General features: G+C 73.2%; 13 protein-coding genes. 4 read left to right on the top strand and 9 right to left on the bottom strand.

What is annotated here, in order from left to right:
• Nucleotides 1-27 precede the first annotated feature (27 nt).
• Together HA073_RS09560 and HA073_RS09565 are read left to right on the top strand one after the other, a co-directional pair.
• Nucleotides 28-1,017: a TauD/TfdA family dioxygenase gene (locus HA073_RS09560; protein WP_082930898.1), complete on the top strand. Its 990-nt coding sequence runs from the start codon at nucleotides 28-30 to the stop codon at nucleotides 1,015-1,017.
• A gap of 127 nt (nucleotides 1,018-1,144) precedes the next feature.
• Complete coding sequence (locus tag HA073_RS09565) at nucleotides 1,145-3,460, top strand: MMPL family transporter (protein ID WP_064445515.1); 2,316 nt, start codon at nucleotides 1,145-1,147, stop codon at nucleotides 3,458-3,460.
• 73 nt (nucleotides 3,461-3,533) lie between these two features.
• Here HA073_RS09565 and mce read toward each other — a convergent pair whose 3' ends face one another.
• Nucleotides 3,534-4,004, bottom strand: coding sequence for a methylmalonyl-CoA epimerase (mce, locus tag HA073_RS09570; RefSeq protein WP_043323011.1), 471 nt, complete (start codon nucleotides 4,002-4,004; stop codon nucleotides 3,534-3,536).
• A 130-nt stretch (nucleotides 4,005-4,134) separates the two neighbouring features.
• On the opposite strand from mce, the gene HA073_RS09575 reads away from it, so the two are divergent.
• Nucleotides 4,135-4,953, top strand: coding sequence for a M23 family metallopeptidase (locus HA073_RS09575; RefSeq protein ID WP_113973030.1), 819 nt, complete (start codon nucleotides 4,135-4,137; stop codon nucleotides 4,951-4,953).
• 46 nt (nucleotides 4,954-4,999) lie between these two features.
• Here HA073_RS09575 and HA073_RS09580 read toward each other — a convergent pair whose 3' ends face one another.
• From HA073_RS09580 to HA073_RS09600, 5 genes are read right to left on the bottom strand one after another with little or no spacing between them, the layout of a single operon-like run.
• Nucleotides 5,000-6,418 (bottom strand): adenylosuccinate lyase family protein, encoded by a 1,419-nt coding sequence (locus HA073_RS09580; RefSeq protein ID WP_309228004.1) that lies wholly within the window; start codon nucleotides 6,416-6,418, stop codon nucleotides 5,000-5,002.
• The gene (locus HA073_RS09585) at nucleotides 6,415-8,388 is read right to left on the bottom strand and encodes an FAD/NAD(P)-binding domain-containing protein (RefSeq protein WP_166456188.1); all 1,974 of its coding nucleotides are present in this window, start codon (nucleotides 8,386-8,388) and stop codon (nucleotides 6,415-6,417) included. Before HA073_RS09585 ends, HA073_RS09580 begins: the two co-directional genes overlap by 4 nt.
• Entirely contained in the window at nucleotides 8,385-9,593 is a 1,209-nt protein-coding gene (locus HA073_RS09590; RefSeq protein ID WP_166456189.1) for an FAD-dependent monooxygenase, read from the bottom strand. The genes HA073_RS09585 and HA073_RS09590 overlap by 4 nt, the downstream gene beginning before the upstream one ends.
• Nucleotides 9,590-11,161, bottom strand: a complete 1,572-nt coding sequence (locus HA073_RS09595) for a class I adenylate-forming enzyme family protein (protein WP_166456190.1) — start codon at nucleotides 11,159-11,161, stop codon at nucleotides 9,590-9,592. Before HA073_RS09595 ends, HA073_RS09590 begins: the two co-directional genes overlap by 4 nt.
• A gap of 9 nt (nucleotides 11,162-11,170) precedes the next feature.
• Nucleotides 11,171-11,713, bottom strand: coding sequence for an SRPBCC family protein (locus tag HA073_RS09600; RefSeq protein ID WP_166456191.1), 543 nt, complete (start codon nucleotides 11,711-11,713; stop codon nucleotides 11,171-11,173).
• A 136-nt stretch (nucleotides 11,714-11,849) separates the two neighbouring features.
• Between HA073_RS09600 and HA073_RS09605 the strand changes: the two genes are divergently transcribed.
• Entirely contained in the window at nucleotides 11,850-13,499 is a 1,650-nt protein-coding gene (locus HA073_RS09605) for a helix-turn-helix domain-containing protein (protein ID WP_166456192.1), read from the top strand.
• Here HA073_RS09605 and HA073_RS09610 read toward each other — a convergent pair.
• From HA073_RS09610 to HA073_RS09620, 3 genes are read right to left on the bottom strand one after another with little or no spacing between them, the layout of a single operon-like run.
• A complete protein-coding gene (locus HA073_RS09610) occupies nucleotides 13,467-14,489 on the bottom strand; it encodes an NADPH:quinone reductase (RefSeq protein ID WP_205796687.1) in 1,023 nt (340 codons plus the stop codon). The two genes, HA073_RS09605 and HA073_RS09610, sit on opposite strands and share 33 nt — an antisense overlap.
• The gene (locus HA073_RS09615) at nucleotides 14,486-15,325 is read right to left on the bottom strand and encodes an arylamine N-acetyltransferase (protein ID WP_069088361.1); all 840 of its coding nucleotides are present in this window, start codon (nucleotides 15,323-15,325) and stop codon (nucleotides 14,486-14,488) included. The genes HA073_RS09610 and HA073_RS09615 overlap by 4 nt, the downstream gene beginning before the upstream one ends.
• A gap of 3 nt (nucleotides 15,326-15,328) precedes the next feature.
• Nucleotides 15,329-16,138 carry an arylamine N-acetyltransferase gene (locus HA073_RS09620; RefSeq protein ID WP_069088362.1) on the bottom strand — a complete coding sequence of 270 codons (810 nt, stop codon included), beginning with the start codon at nucleotides 16,136-16,138 and terminating at the stop codon, nucleotides 15,329-15,331.
• Nucleotide 16,139 lies beyond the last annotated feature (1 nt).

A 16,139-nucleotide genomic window follows, 5' to 3' on the forward strand; every position in this document is an offset into this window, starting at 1 on the left:
GCGCACGCCGTACGAGAGGACGAATCCATGACCACGACATCTGACCGGTCGACCCGCGGCGCGCAGGGACTGAGGCTGGACCTCGCCGACGACGAACGGACCGCCCTGCGGGCGCTGGCCGAGGAACTCGTCGCCGCGTCGCCGCGCCTGCTGGACGACCTGTCCTGGGTGACGCAGGCCCGGCAGGCGAGCTGCCGGATGCCGCTGCGGCTGATGGAGACGCTGCGCGACTTCCGCAGCGACGCCGGGGCCACCGGCTCACTCGTGCTCGCCGGCCTTCCGGTGGACGAGCGCGACCTGCCGAGCACTCCGACCGTCCGGGAGTCGGTGGAACGGGCGACCACCGTGCCGGCCGTCCTGGCCATGCTCGTCGGCCTGCACCTCGGCGAGGTGATCGCCTACCGCAGCGAGAAGAGCGGCGCCCTGGTGCAGAACGTCGTCCCGGTGCGCGGCCTGGAGGACTCCCAGAGCAACGCCGGGTCGGTGCCGCTGGAGTTCCACGTGGAGAACGCGTTCCACCGGGAACGCCCCGACTACGTCGGCCTGCTGTGCCTGCGCAACGATCACGCCAAGCGGGCCGGCACGCTGGTCACCTGCATCCGGCAGGCCCTGCCGCTGATCGAGGAGACCGACCGGAAGGTGCTGCGCGAGCCCCGGTTCGTCACCGCGCCGCCGCCCTCGTTCCGCCAGGGTGACCGCACCACGCCGCACGCGGTGCTCACCGGCAGCGTGGAGGACTCGAACATCTGCCTCGACCTGAACGCGACCACCGCGCTGGACGAGGAGGCCGGCGAGGTGATGGCGCGGTTGAAGCGGATCCTCACCGACGTCTCCACGCCGCTGGTGCTGCAGACCGGGATGATGGCGCTCATCGACAACCGGCTGGTGCTGCACGGCCGGTCCGAGTTCACTCCCCGCTTCGACGGGCGGGACCGTTGGCTGCACCGGGTCTACGTGCACCTGGACAACCGGCGGAGCCGGGAGTTCCGGGACGACGCCGGCGCCGTACTCAACTGATTTCGACGTTCACAAGGTCCACAAAACGGCCTCTAGTGGACGGTAGGCTGACCGGCGCCGGAAGGGGGCGCCGGCAGCCGTACCGCAGTGGCCGGCGGACATCAGTGCCAACCGCGAAAGGGATTCGATGACCGACACGCTGTCGCGCACCCGCCGAGGTGGCGAACACCGGCCGCTGGAGGAAGGCTTCCTCTACCGCTGGGCCGTCTGGGCGGCGCTCAATCCAGTGAAGGTCATCCTGGTCTGGCTGGTGCTGCTCGCCGGCGCGGCCGTCTCGGCCGGCTACTTCACCTCGCACCTGACCGGCAACACCAACTCCGTGATCGGCTCCGACTCGGAGAAGGCCGCCGAGCTGATCAGCGCCGAGTTCCCCGACACGCCGAGCGAGACCGACTTCGTGGTCCTGCACTCGACCTCGATCGATGCGCAGGACCCGGCGTTCCGCGAGGTCGTCCGCACCGCTGTCGAGCGCTACCGCCAGGCCCCGGACGTGCGCACCGTGGTCAGCCCGTACGACGCGCCGGACCGGCTCATCGCCCCCGGCGGGAAGACCGCGCTCGTGCCGGTCAGTCTCGACGGCGACGACAAAAAGCTCCAGGAGCAGGCCGGGCCGCTCGGCGAGATCGCCGAAGGGCTCGGCACCGGCCAGGTGGAGGCGTACTTCACCGGCGTCTCGCCGCTCGCCGCGGCCGCCGTCGAGCAGGGCAACGAGGACCTGTCCATGGCCGAGACGATCGGCTTCCCGGCCGCCGCCATCGTGCTGCTGCTCGCGTTCGGGTCGCTCGTGGCGGCCGCCATCCCGCTCCTGCTCGGTGTCGTCGCCGTGCTCGCCGCGTTCGGCGCGCTCGGCATCGCCACCCACTTCACCACCTTCGACGTGTTCGTGCAGACCGCTGTCAGCATGGTCGGCATCGCGCTCGGCATCGACTACACGCTGTTCATCGTCACCCGGTTCCGCGAGGAACTGGCGAAAGCAGGTGACAGCGGCCGTCCGGAACGGGCCCGGGCCATCGGGCGCACCGTGGCCACCGCCGGGCAGGCCGTCCTGTTCTCCGGCATCACCGTCGTCGTCTCGCTGGCCGGGCTCTGGCTGGTCCGCTCCGCGAAGGTCTATTCGATGGCCGTCGGCATGACAGTCGCCGTGCTGGTCATGATGCTCATCGCGGTCACCCTGCTGCCCGCCCTGCTCGGTCTTCTGGGCCCCCGCATCAACCGCTTCGCGCTGCCCTGGGCCCGCCGGTCGCTGGCCCACCCGGACCCGGAGCACTCCGGCTGGGCCAAGGCCATCGCCGTGGTCATGCGCCGTCCGCTACTCGTGGCCGCGCTCGGCACCGTTCTGCTCGGCGCCCTGTCCATCCCGGTCTTCCACCTCCAGTACGGCGTCGACCTCGGCGCCGGCGCGGTGGCCGAGTCGCCGCCGGGCAAGGGGTACGGCATCGTCTCCGAGGCGTACGCGCCCGGCGTGCTCGCCCCGATCACAGTTGTCGTCTCGGCCGGCGGCGACCGGTTCACCGACGCGCAGCTCGACGCCGTCGCCCGGTTCAGCGACCAGGCCGCCGGCAACCGGGAGGCCGCTGACGTCGTGAGCGTCACCCGGGTGCTCGACGCCCAGGCCAAGGGGCACACCACCGCCCACCTCGAAGCCGCGACGCGCGCCGCCGGCCCGGCCCTGGCCGAGCTGGTGAGCCGGGACGGGGACACCACTGTGGTCACCGTCCGTCCACGGCACGGCGCGGACACCGACGAGACGGCCGATCTGGTACGCGAGCTGCGCACTCAGGCCGGTGGCGCGTTCGCCGGCACCGGGCTGACCGCTCACGTCGGCGGTGGCCCCGCCGAGATCGTGGACATCACCGACGAGAGCTCCCGGGCCATGCCGCTGGTCATCGGCGCCGTGCTGGCGGCGAGCTGGCTGCTGCTGTTGATCGCCTTCCGCTCGCTGGTCCTGCCGTTCGAGGCGATCTTCATGAACCTGCTCACCTCGGGCGCGGCCTTCGGCGCGGCGGTGCTGGTCTTCCAGGAGGGGCACGGCGCCGACCTCCTCGGCGTCGAGCGGACCGGGTTCATCCAGGTGATCCTGCCGCTGTTCGCGTTCGCCCTGGTCTTCGGGCTCTCCATGGACTACCAGGTGTTCATGCTCTCCCGGATGCGCGAGGAGTGGGACCGTACCGGCGACAACGCCGCCGCCGTCCAGCTCGGACTGACCCGCACCGCGAAGGTGATCACCGCCGCCGCGGCGATCATGGTCGTGGTCTTCGCGTCGTTCATGTTCACCCGCATCCTCGAGATCAAGCAGATGGGCTTCATGCTGGCCCTGGCCGTGCTGATCGACGCGACGATCGTCCGGCTGCTGCTGGTCCCGTCCCTGATGCGGCTCATCGGTCGCGGAAACTGGTGGCTGCCCGGCTGGCTGGACCGGATCCTGCCACGCACCCGGCACTGACCGCGCCGTCGAGGTCCCGCCGGACCGGCACGATCCGGCGGGACCGGCCGTTCGGGGCGGCCGGGCGGCCCGCTCAGGCGGCGGCCGGCTCGACCAGCTCGACCAGGATTCCACCCGCGTCACGCGGGTGGACGAAGTTGATCCGGGAGCCGGCCGTGCCGCGCTTGGGCTGCTCGTAGAGCAGCCGTACGCCGCGCTCACGCAGCTCGGCGGAGGTCTTCTCGACGTCGTCGACGGTCCAGGCGATCTGCTGCACGCCCGGGCCGGACTGGCTGAGGAAGCGGGCGATCGGTGAGGTCGGGGTCAGCGGGGCGAGCAACTGCAGCCGGCCATGGGCGGGGTCGGGGCCGATCGACATCATCGCCTCCCGGACTCCCTGCTCGGCGTTCTCCTCCACGTGTACGCACCGCATGCCGAAGACGGTCTCGTACCGCTCGATCGCCTCGTCCAGATCATTCACCGCCAGGCCGATGTGGTCGATGCCGCGCAGGCCGATTCCGGACAGCGCAGACTGCTGCGCCGAAGGTGAAAGCTCGTCAGACATGTCGTCAGCCTAGTGCCGGAAACGGGTTCTTCGAATAGGCGTCCATCGACGGAATGACGACCGGCGAGGGCGTGCGTGGCGTCCGGGCGAGGCGCTTGCCCCGCGTCCGAACCGGCCGTACCTTACATCGATGATCCTCAGTGACGGGTCGTCCCGGGACGTCGGCCACGGCGCTCCGCCGCCCGAGGACCTCGGCGGCATCGCCTACCTGCGCGGACTGTCCAGACGCGGGCTCCTCACCGGCGCCGCGCTGGCCGCGTCCGGGGTGTCGGCCGCCTTCGCCCTGCTGCCCGGCTCCGCCCGGGCCGCCGGCGGCTACCAGCGGCCGTGCGGACGTGTCCGCATCTCCAGCTCCTGGCAGGACCACCGGAACCGGACGCCGCCCTCGGCCGAGCCGGGCACCGACTACGCGGTCGGCGCCGGCACCCCGGTCATGGCGGCGGCGAACGGCACGATCCGGTTCGTGAAGGCCGACACGTCCACGGCCACCGGGCGGGTCGTGGGGATGGCCCACGACGACGGCAACTACACCCGGCACCTGCACCTGTCGGCGGTCGCCGTCTCACCCGGTCAACGTGTGTCGCGTGGCCAGACCATCGCGTACTCCGGCGCCTCGGCCAACGGCAGCGAGTCCGGCGTCGGGCCGCACGTGCACACCAGCCTCTGGCTGAACACCGCCAGTCCGACGGATTTCCGCGCGACAGCCGATTTCGAGAGCTGGGCCGGAGACGTCACCAACCCGAACCCGCCCGACCAGGAGGCAGACGACGTGTTCATCGCGAACGTGAAGGGCAACTGGTATCTCGTGGTCCCCCAGGGCACCGGCAAACCGCGGGCGGTGGTCCTCGGCGGCGACAGCAACGCCGCCGCCTCCGGCATCCCCGTCCTGAACTTCACCTGGGATCCGTCGATCAGCGCGCTGCGGGCCGCGGTCGACGGCATCGGCTGACCCGATCCCGCGTCCGACCGCGGCTCGTGCGCGCGGGGACCAGCGGTCAGCGCCGGGCCGGCTCCGCCCGGGCGACGACCGCGCCGTCCACGAGCGTGCCCGCCGCGCCGAGGTAGCCGGCCGGATCACCGATCCGGGCCAGTTCCTCGGCGGTGTAGTGGCCCCGCAGCTCCGGCGTCTCCGCCAGGACGTCGTACAGGGGGCGGTCGGTCGCGTCGGCCTCCGCGGCGGCCCGGGTCAGCACCTCCTTGATCCGGTCCCGGCCGACGACGGGGGTGAGCCGGGCGGCGACCCGTTCGGAGGTGAGCTGGCCCCGGGTCAGCGCCAGGTTGGCCGCCATCCGCTCCGGGCGCACCACGAGCCCCCGCGTCAGCGTCACGGCCGCCTCCGCGGCGCCGCCGGTGAGCCGCAGGCACTCGCGCAGCAGCAGCCACTCGGCGTGCCACACGCCGGCGGACCGCTCGTCCTCGCTGAGCAGCGCCTGGGTGAGCCCGGCTGCCAGCGGCGGCACCTGGAGCGCGGCGCTGCGGATCAGCGTGGCGAGGACCGGGTTCCGCTTGTGCGGCATCGCGGAGGAGGCGCCGCGCCCGCTGGCCGCCGGCTCGGCCACCTCGCCCACCTCGCTGCGCGCCAGCGAGAGCACGTCGACGGCGATCTTGCCGAGCGCGCCCGTCACGAACGCGAGCACCGCGGCGAGGTCGGCCAGCGGCGTACGCAGCGTGTGCCAGGGCAACGCAGGCCGGCTCAGGCCGGTCTCCTCGGCGAACGCCGCCACGAGGCGGTCCACGTAGCCGGGGTCCGGCTCGGCCGCGCCGTCCAGCGCCGCGTACTCCAGATAGCCGGCCAGCGTGCCGGCCGCGCCGCCGAGCGACACCGGCAGGCCCTGGTCGCGTACCCGGCACAGCCGCACCCGGGCGTCGCACAGCAACTGGTGCCAGCCGGCCGCCTTCAGCCCGAACGTGGTGGGGGCGGCGTGCAGGGCCAGCGTCCGCCCGGCCATCGGCAGGTCGCGGTGGGTCAGCGCCAGCCCGGCGAGTGCGTCGACGGCGGCGGCGAGGTGGTCGTCGATGACGGTGAGCGCCCGGTGCGCGACTGTCATCGCCGCGGTGTCCAGGATGTCCTGGCTGGTGGAGCCACGGTGGACGTACTCGGCGGAGGCCGGGTCCAGCTCGGCGACCGCGCGGGTCAACTGGGCCACAAGCGCCACCACCGGGTTCGCGGTGTCCCGGGACGCCATCGCGACGCCCCGCAGGTCGAACAGCTCGGCCCGGGCGGTCCGGGTGATCACCGCGGCGGCCTGGACGGGCAGCGTGCCCAGCCGCGCCTGGGCCCGGGCGAGCGCCGCCTCGGCGTCCAGCATGGCCTGCAACCAGGCCCGGTCGCCGACCACCGGCTCGATGCTCGTGCCGGCGCGCACCGGTGAGAGCAGGCCGCTGTCCACCGCCACTTCGAGGGTGTCGATCACACGATCACCCCCGGGAAACGGGCCGCCCCGGTGGCCGCGCGGTCGGCCACCACATGTCCGGCCGGCGCGAGCGAGCGCACCTCGGCGGCGATCGCGTCGGCGTCGGCCAGGATCACCGAGTCGTTGCCCGGCCGGATGCCGGCCGCTGTCACCCAGTGCACCGACTCGGTGGGCACACCGAACGCGAACCGGCGGGGGTGCGGCTGATCCTGGGCGTCGACGACCCGGTAGGGACGTTCGGTCACGGCGAGTCCTCCTGTCTCGTACGTGCCGCCGTCGTAGGGGATCCGGTACGGCCGGCACTGTTCGGTGTCGAGCATGTGGCGCAGCAACGGGTCGGCGGTGCCGCGCAGGTCGGGTTCCGGCAGCCGCGCCTCGATGAGGACGCCGGCGCGGACCGGGGGACCGGGCACGGTCCGGGACGTCGCCTCGAACGCGGGTGTCTCGGTGTCGATGACGATCTGGGTGTCCGGCCCGGTCAGTTCCAGCACACCGGCCTCGATCAGCGCGATCGTCTCCTCGATGCGCCGGGCCGGCGGGCCGATCGAGAGGAACGCGTTGAACGGGGTGAACCAGCCGGTCAGCTCGTCGCGGTACGAGTCGCCGTCGATCCCGCCGTGATCGACCGCCAGGCGGATCTCGTTGCGCAGGTCACGCAGGACGTCCAGCGCTGCCTTGAGCGGCCCGTCGACGTTGCCGGCCCGCGCGTGCGCCACGTCCCGGGCCAGGTGGTCCAGCGCCCAGGCGCGGAAGTCGTCCCGGTCGCGGAACTCGCGCCCGCGGTACGGGTGGGCCAGCCGGTCCCAGTCCCAGCGCCGCGCCGGCGGTATCGGGTACTCGTCGAGCAGCGCCGGCCGCCGCTCGGCGGGGGTCGCGAGGTAGCGCAGCGTGAAGCTCTCGGCCCGGCCGGCGTGCCCGGTGCGGCGCAGCAGCGTCGCGTAGTAGACGCTCTCCACCTCGGCGGCGATCAGCGGCCACACGTCGCGGCGGAACCGGATCGACTCGCCGCGGGCGCGGCGGGCGCGCAGCCGCGCCACGGCCTGCGCGGTCAGCAGCCGGGGCAGGTGCCGGCCGGTCACGCCCTTCTGGTTGTCGCCCCGGGCGTGCGCCGGGATGCCCCGGCGGGAACTGGCGGACAACCTCGGTTCGGCGCCGCTGGGGCGGTACCGCAGCCGTCCGCCCTCCTCGGTGAAGCTGCCGCCCCGGCCGACGGTGAGCAGGATCAGGTGGTCGAAGAACGTCAGGCCCAGCCCGCGCAGCAGCACCGGCGCGCCCGCCGGGATGTTGCTGAGGTCGACGTCGGCGGGGTTGGCCTGGGGGAGATAGGTGAGTCCGTGCACCCGGGACAGGCTCGCCGTGCGTGCCTGCCGGGGATCCAGCCGGGCGGCGGCGTGTCCCAGGGCCAGCACCACGGCGTCCAGGTGGTGCAGCCGGGTGCCGTCGGCCAGCCGGACGCCCTGCGGACCGCCCGGCACGCCCGACGTGTCGGCGCTGGCCACCGCGCGGGAGCGGTGGCACCGGATCGAGACGTGCGGCGGCGCGCGGCGCACGATCCGGCGGAAGCTGTCCCGCAGGTAGTGGCCGTAGAACGCCCGGGTCGGATAGTCGTCGGGGCCGAGGGCGCGCGCCTCGTCGAGCACGTCGGGGTCGAGCGCGCCCCACGGGCCCGCCGACGCCACGCTCCGGGCCCACTCGTACAGGCTCGGCCCGGGCTCGATCGGCCCGGCCAGCCGGCAGCTCGGATCGGTGTAGACGGTGATCTGTGAGGCGACGGTGTTCGTCAGCAGCAGCCGGGACTGGTCGGTGCGCCACACCGCGCCGGCGCCGGGCGCGGCGGGGTCCACCACGTGCACGGTGAGGCTGGCGCAGGCCCGGTCGTGCCGTTCCTGGGCGCAGAGCCGCTCCAGGACGGACAGGCCGCGCGGGCCCGCGCCGACGATGCAGATCCGCAGATGCCGCGGGCCTGTCATCGCACGACCTCGCTCGGGCGCCCGCCGCGCACCCGGGCGGCGTGCATCCAGGCCACCGCCGTGTGCAGCTCCTGCGGCGTCATGGCGGCGAGCGCCCCGTTGCGGGCCGTCGCCGCGTCCCCGGCGGCGTGCCAGAGCCGGATGCTGTCGCGGGAGACGGCCTGCACCGCGGCGGTCCGCTCCCGCCGTTGCGCGACGTATCGGCGGAGCACCTCGGGCACCGGCTCGGCGCCGTCGCCGAGCAGGTCGCCGAGCACCACCGCGTCCTCCAGCGCCTGGCAGGCCCCCTGCGCGGCGTAGTGCAGCATGGGGTGCGCGGCGTCGCCGAGCAGGGCGACCCGGCCGTCGGCCCAGTCGTCGACGGGCGGCCGGTCGACGAGCACCCAGGCCCGCCACTCGTCGCTGAGGCGCAGCAGGTCACCGACCGCGCCGAGGCGCGACATCGCGGCCCGGACCAGTGCGCCGTCGGTGGGCCGGCCGGCGAACAGCGTGGGCGCGCCGTCGGCGTGACTGGCGGCCATGTTCAGGTACGCCCCGCCGCTGATCGGGTAGTGCACGAAGTGGCAGTCCGGTCCGGCCCACCAGGTGACCGCGTCCCGGCGTACCCGGGCCGGCACCTGGGACATGGGGACGATGGCGCGGTACGCGGTGATGCCGGAGTTGCGCGGCTCGCCGTCGCCGACGAGCTGGCGGCGGATGCGGGAGTGGATGCCGTCGGCGCCGACCACCATGTCGGCGGGGATCCGTTCGCCGGAGTCCAGGCGCACGGTGGCCTCGGCCGCGTTCTGGTCGTAGCCGGCCACCGAGGCGGCCGGGCGCAGCGTGATCCGGGGCAGCCGCCGGGCGGCGTCGAGCAGCCGGCGGTGCAACTCGGCGCGGTGCACCACCACGTACGGGCTGCCGAACCGGCGCTGGTAGCGCTCGGTCAAGGGCATGCTGGTGACGTGTACGCCGGTCACGCCGTCCATGAACCGCAGTTCCGCCATGGCGACCGCGGTGGCCCGCACCTGCGGTCCCACACCGAGCGCGTCCAGCGCGTACAGGCCGTTGGGGGCGAGCTGGATGCCCGCGCCCAGCTCGGTGAACTCGGGCTGGCGTTCCAGGACCGTCACGTGATGGCCGTGCGCCGCGACCGCCAGCGCCGTGGCGAGCCCGCCGATGCCGCCCCCGGCCACGACCACGCGTACGGGCGTCCGGGTGCTCATCCGGCCGCGCTGTCCCGGTCGAGCAGCTGCCGGGCCAACTCCAACCGTTTGATCTTGGTGGTGGCGGTCTGCGGGAGATCCGCCAGGCGCCGCTGCACCGGACGGGCCATCGGCGGCAGCGTGGCGACCGCGCCGGCCCAGCGGTCGATGTCGATCGGCAGGTCCTCGCTGGTGCAGATCACCGGCACGGGCGGCCCGTCCGGCGCCGGCAGGATGATCACCTCGACGAGTTCGTCCAGCCGGGTGAAGAGCGTGTCCTCGACCGCCAGCGTGCTGCCGAACCCGTCGATCTCGTCGACCTCGCGGTCGAGCAGGTGCAGGCAGCCCAGCCGGGTGCGGTAGCCCAGGTCGCCCATCCGCCACCACGATCCGTGGCGCTGACCCTCGTACCGCTGCTGCTCGCCGAGGTAGGTGACGATGCGCCCGTCGGTGCGTACCTCGATGTAGCCGGGGTTGTCGCGGGTGGGCGGGCGTCCGTTGCGGCTGACCACCCGGATGTCGGTCATGCCGGGGAACGGCATGCCGACGCAGCGCCCGTCGGCGTCCTCGGGCCGGCGGCGGGTGAACGCGCGGGCCGCGACCGGGCCGACCTCGCTCTGCCCGTACAGCTGGCCGAACACCGGCTTGGGATGCGCGGAGGCCCCGAGCATGCGCCGGACCGTGCGCGGGTGGATGGCGTCGAAGGTGCTGCTGAAGTAGCGCACGGTGGCCAGCGGCGCGCGCGGGTCGTCGGCCAGCCGCTCCCACCGCAGGAACGAGTTGGGGTGGGTCTCCAGCACGCCCGGACGATGGGTGAGGAACAGGTCGGTGGCCTGGTCCGGGTCGTTGTCGGCGAGCACCAGCAGCGGGAAGCCGCGCAGCATCGTGATCGCCAGCGCGGTGAACAGGCGCGAGTGCACGAACGAGACGTGGATGGCGACCGGGCAGCGGCGGCGCACCAGCGCGGCGACCGACGCCTGCGGGCGGTAGCGCGCCTGCAGCGTCCGTCCGGTGTGCACGGCCAGCTTCGGCAGCCCGGTGGTGCCGGAGGTGTGGGTGACCAGGGTGGGATGGTCGGGGGACATGACGATCGGCGGGACGCTCGGCACACCGGTCAGGGCGCGCAGCGACGTGGCCGACGGATGCTCTCCGGAGGCGAGCAGCACCCCGGCGACCGCCGGGAACACGGTGTCCGCCAGTTCTCCGTCGAGGGTGGCGCGGTCGGTCAGCAGGTACGGCCGGCCGGCCCGGCGGATCAGGTGCAGCACCGTGGTGGCGTCGAGGTGGGGGGAGAGCAGCACCGGCACGGCCCCGATCCGGGCCAGCGCGCACGCGCTCAGCGTGATGTCGAAGTTGTGCGACTTGTGGACCACCACGCGGTCGCCCGGTCGTACGCCGGCGGCGTGCAGGCGGGCGGCCAGGTCGGCGACCAGGCCGGCGACCGCGCCGACGGTGAGCCGCCGGCCGAGTTCCGGCGCCACGTCGAGGTCGTGGTCGAGGGTGATGCTGTTGTCCGGGTGCCGGGCCGCGGCCCGGTCGAAGAGTGTGCCCAGTCGGATGCCGCGATTGGCGATCGTCTGCAGCAACATGTCCGGCTCCTACCGTTCGGTCTCGATGATCGACTTGAGTCGGCGCAGCGTCTCGTGCAGATCGGCGCCGACCTTGGCGCCCCATTCGGTGACGAAACGCCGGCGCTTGTCGTCGTCCATGTCTCGGGTGATCTTGCGGATGCCCTCGGTGGGCTCGTCCATCCGGAAGTGGTGCGTCAGGCGGCAGCCGGCGCCCTCGGGGCTCATCCGGAAGGCCCACACGCTGCTCTGGGCGCGCCCCCGGCTGTCCCGCATGGCCCAGCTGAACTCGACGCCGGGGATCGCGGTGTGCACTTGCGACTCCGTGGTCCAGACGCCGCGGACGACCGGCGCCCAGGCGACGACGTCCTCGCCGCGGACGTTGTGGCCGCGGAACACCGCCCCGGCGGCGCCGGGACGGCCGCTGATCCACTCGCCTCCGGTGCACTCGGTGCTCCACTCCCGGCACCGGGGAAGGTCACTGACGAGCGCGTAGACCTCGTCCGGAGTGGCGTCGACGACGATTTCCGCCTGCGATTCGAACAGTGGCGTGGTGGTATCGGTTTCGGCCATGCGGAGAATCGTCGTTATCGGCTTCCCGAAGGGGCAAAGTGTTCGACTCTGATTCATCAGGTTCGACGTCTTTCGTGGCCGGGGCGCCTATAATCCGGCGCAGATCCGCGACGCGACTACGGACACGGGAAGAGTCATGGGGGGGAGCACGGAACAAGGCACCGCCGTGCCCGGCTCCGCCGACGACGCCGGGGTGCCGCACGACGAAGGCGGTCTGCTGCGGGACATCGCTCGGCAGGGCCGTCGGCTGCTCGACGCGCCGGCCGCCTTCGTCGCCGTCGTGTCCGAGGACGGACCGACGATCACGGTACGGGCGGCGGACGGCCCCCACGAGGACGGCCGGCTGGACCTGCCCGGTCACCATCCCTCCGGCGCGGCGCTGCTGGACGGATCACCGCTGTGGTGCGGTGACGCGGAATCCGCCCCGGCGACGTCCGGGCCGCACGAGGACGGCGCACTGCACGCGGTGGTCGCGGTACGTCTGGGCCACCTGCGCGGATACGCCCCCCGCCGGTCCGTCGCCGCGCTGTACCTCGCCGACCGGCGCCCCCGGACGGTCACCGAGGGGGAGCGCGTCCAGTTGACCTCGTTCGCCCGGCTCGCCGGCGCGGCGATGGAGAAGACGCAACTGCTGGACGTCGCGATCGCCCGGCTCTACGGGCTGGAGCAGCAGTCCGCCCGTACCGCCGCCGACCTGGACCGGATGCGGGCGCTGCGCTCCGCGCACTACGGCTTCATCGACCTGGCCGTGGCCCGCGGCGACGCGCGCGCCTTCGTGGTGGAGGCCGACCGGCGTCTCGGCGCGTCGGTGCGGCTGTGCACCGACGATGGTCTGGTGGTCGCCGCGAGCCGGTCCGCCGCCGCCGGACCGGAGCCGGGCGTGCCGGACGGCCGCCGCATGGTCGTCCCGGTGCTGGCCGGCGACCGGCGGATGGGAGACCTGCTGCTGGAGATGGACAGCCCGCTCGCCGACCCGGACGGGCAGCTCCTGCTCCTGATCGCCCAGGCGGCGGCGGTGATCCTGCGCCAGCTCGACGACAGCCGGGAGAGCCAGGCCCGCCGTGCCCTGCTCAACGAGCTGATCACCACGCCGCAGCCCACCGGCACGCTTGTCGGACGGGCCCGGCGGCTGGGCGTGCGGCTGGACCGGCCGTACGTCGTGGTGGTGTTGCGCCCGGACGGCGTCAGCCCGCACTGGGCGTCGATGTGGAGCGCGGCGTTCGCCGCCCGGGGTGACGGTCTGTCCGCGCTGCACGACGACGACATCGTGCTGCTGCTGCCGGGGGAGGCCGACCCGGCCGAGATCGCCCGGACGGCGGCGGAGGAGTCGGGCGCGCTCTTCGGCCGCCCGGTGACGGCCGCGGCGTCCGACAGCGGTTCCGGGCCGGAGCGGGTGGCGGTGCGCTACCGGCAGGCGCTGCGCTGCCTCGACGTCATGATCTCAATGGAGCTGGCCGGTCGCGGCGTGTCGGTACGGGAGCTGGGTTTCCTGCCGATGCTGCTGGCCGGCCGGGAGGGCATCGACCAGTTCATCGACGCCACCCTCCAGCCGGTGCTCGACTACGACCGGCACCGCGACGGCGACCTCGCCCGCACGCTCGACGCGTACTTCGAGGCCGGCCGCAGCCCGACCAACGCGGCGGAGCTGCTGCACATGCACCCGAACACGGTCACCCGGCGGCTGGACCGGGTGAAGCGCCTGCTCGGCCCGACCTGGCAACTCCCGGCACGGGCGCTGGAGATCCAGCTCGCGCTACGCCTGCACCGCCTGCTCACCGAGCTGTGACGCCGCGCCGTCCGGGACGACCAGGGCCCGCCGCCCGCGCATCTCGCCGTCCTCCACCATCCGGTGCGCCTCCCGCATCGCGGACAGCGGAAGCCGCACCACCTCGCGCGGGCGCAGCCGGCCGGCCGCGAGCAGCCGGTTGATGAAACCGGCCGCCTCCGCCAGTTCCGCGGTCGTGGCGAGCGAGATGACGAAACCGACTATCGACCTGTCGTTCGTGTACAGCTCACCGGCGGGCAGCGCCGGACGGGTCCGCGCGCCCGCGAGCAGCACGATCCGCCCCCGTACGGCGAGTTGCCCGACCGCCAGGTCCAGGTCGTTGGTCCCGGAGGTGTCCAGGTAGACGTGGACGCCCTCCGGGCAGGACGCGGCGAGCCGGTCACCGAGATCCGGTGCGGCGTAGTCGACCACCTCGACCGCGCCGGCGGCCCGGCAGAACGCCTCGTCCCGGGGCGCCGCGGTGGCGACCACGCGCGCGCCCAGCGCCGTCGCCGTCGTGATCAACGCGGAGCCGACGTTGCCGCCGCCACCGCCCACCACCACCGTCTCACCGGGGCGCAGGCGGCCGTGCACCGCCAGCGCCAGGTAGGCGGTGGCGGCCGGGTGCAGCACGGTGACCGCCTCCACCGAGGCCGCCGCCGGTAGCGGGTACAGCCGGTCCGCGGGCACCACCACCTGCTCGGCGGCCGCGCCCTGACGTCCGCCGTGGCCCAGGCTGTTGCACCAGACCCGGTCGCCGGGGCGGAAGCCGGCCACGCCGTCACCGGCGTGCGCGACCACGCCCACCACGTCCCGGCCCACCACGAACGGCAGCGGGACCGGCGTACGGTACGTGCCGGCCCGCACGAACGTGTCGACGTGGTTGACGGTGGTGGCGAGCGTGTCGACCAGCACGTCGGTGGGGCCCGGCCGGGGCGCGGGCAACTCGCCGTACCGGATCTCGGTGGCCGGGCCCAGCCGGTCGACGTAGGCGGCCCGCACTGTCGTCATCGGCGGGCCGGCCCGCCGTCGTCGTTCTGGAAGAACGCCATGCGCGACGACTGGTCCGCGTACGGGCTCGGCGTCGGCGGCTTGTCCAGGACGATCCCGAACCACCGCCGGTACGCCTCCAGCAGCGCGTCGTCGTCGGTGAGCGTCTCGACGCTCCGGCGGTCGCCGGCGATGACCGTCAGCACGTCGCCCTGCAGCGTGACCCGGCCGTCGGCGGTGGGCAGCGTGCAGAACATGTTCCGCAGGAACGGCGAGTCCGGGCAGGTGCGGTACCACCACAGGTTCTGCCGGAAGTCGGCCAGGTCGGCCGGCTCGTCGTAGAACCGGTACTGCAGCGCGTCGTTGCGGTACACGTCGACGACCCCCGGCTCGACCCGCCGGGTGGCGAACCGGCCGTGCGGGTCCCCGTACGGCTCGGCCGCGTCGAGCCGGAACGGGAACCGGCTGTTCTTGCCGAAGCCGACGTCGACCAGCCAGCGGGAGCCGGTCTCGGGCAGGTCCACGGTCAGCATCAGATGATTGTGCGGGCCGTTGAACCGCCCGGAGAGCCAAACCCGCCCCTGATGCAGCGTCACCGCGAAACCCAGCGCCCGCAACAGGAAGAACAGCGAGGTGTTGATCTCGAAGCAGCCGCCGCCGCGGCGCTGGCGGATCACCTTGTCCAGCACCCGCTCGTCCATGTAGATCTCGTGGCCCAGGTGGTAGTCCAGGTTCTCGAACGGCACCGTGAACGTGTGGCGCTCCTGCAGGTCGCGCAGCGCCGCGAGGTCCGGCCGCTCGGGGCGGGCGGCGCCGATCCGGTCCAGGTAGCCCCGCACCTGCTCGTCGGTCAGCACGGCTCAGTCCCGCTCGTACGACATGCGCATCGACTTCTTGACGTGCGGACTCGGCTTCGGCGGCGCGTCCAGCTTGATGCCGAAGTACTTGTCGTACGCCGCCAGCAGGTCGTCGTCGTTGGTGAGCCGCTCGATCCGCCGCTCGTCGCCGTCGATCACGACGAGCTTGTTCTCCCGCAGGATGATGCGCCCGTTCTCGGTCGGCAGCGTGCAGGACAGGTTCTGCAGGAACGGCGAGTCCGGTGAGGTGCGGTACCACCACAGCACCTGCATGCCGTCGGCCGCCACGACCGGCTCGTCGTAGAAGCGGTACTGCAGCGCGTCGGCCCGGAAGACGTCGGTGGCGTTGTCGGCGACCCGCTTGGTGGAGAAGGTGCCGTGCGGGTCCTCCTGCGGCTGCGGCGACTCCAGCAGCAGCGGGTAGCGGCTGCTGCGACCCAGGCCGACGTCGCTCAGCCACCGCTGCTCGCCGATGCGCACCGTGGTCACCGAGTGGTTGTACGGCGGCGTGAACTCGTGCCCGAGCCAGACCCGGCCCTGGTGCAGCGTGACGTCGAAGCCCAGCGCCTCCAGCAGGTAGTGGAACGCGTTGTTGATCTCGCCGCAGCCGCCGCCGCGGTTCTGGTACACGATCTTCTCGACCACCCGCTCGTCGATGAAGATCTCCTTGCCGAGGTGGTAGTCGATGGTCTCGAACGGCACCGTCAGCTCGTGCTGCGCGTGCAGCAGCCGCAGCGACTCGGCGTCGAGCCGCTCCGGCCGGGCCACACCGATGCGGTTCAGGTACGCGTCGACAAGCGTGTCGTCGAGCATG

This window comes from Micromonospora sp. CMU55-4 (assembly GCF_011602315.1).
Classification (GTDB): Bacteria; Actinomycetota; Actinomycetes; order Mycobacteriales; family Micromonosporaceae; genus Micromonospora; species Micromonospora chalcea.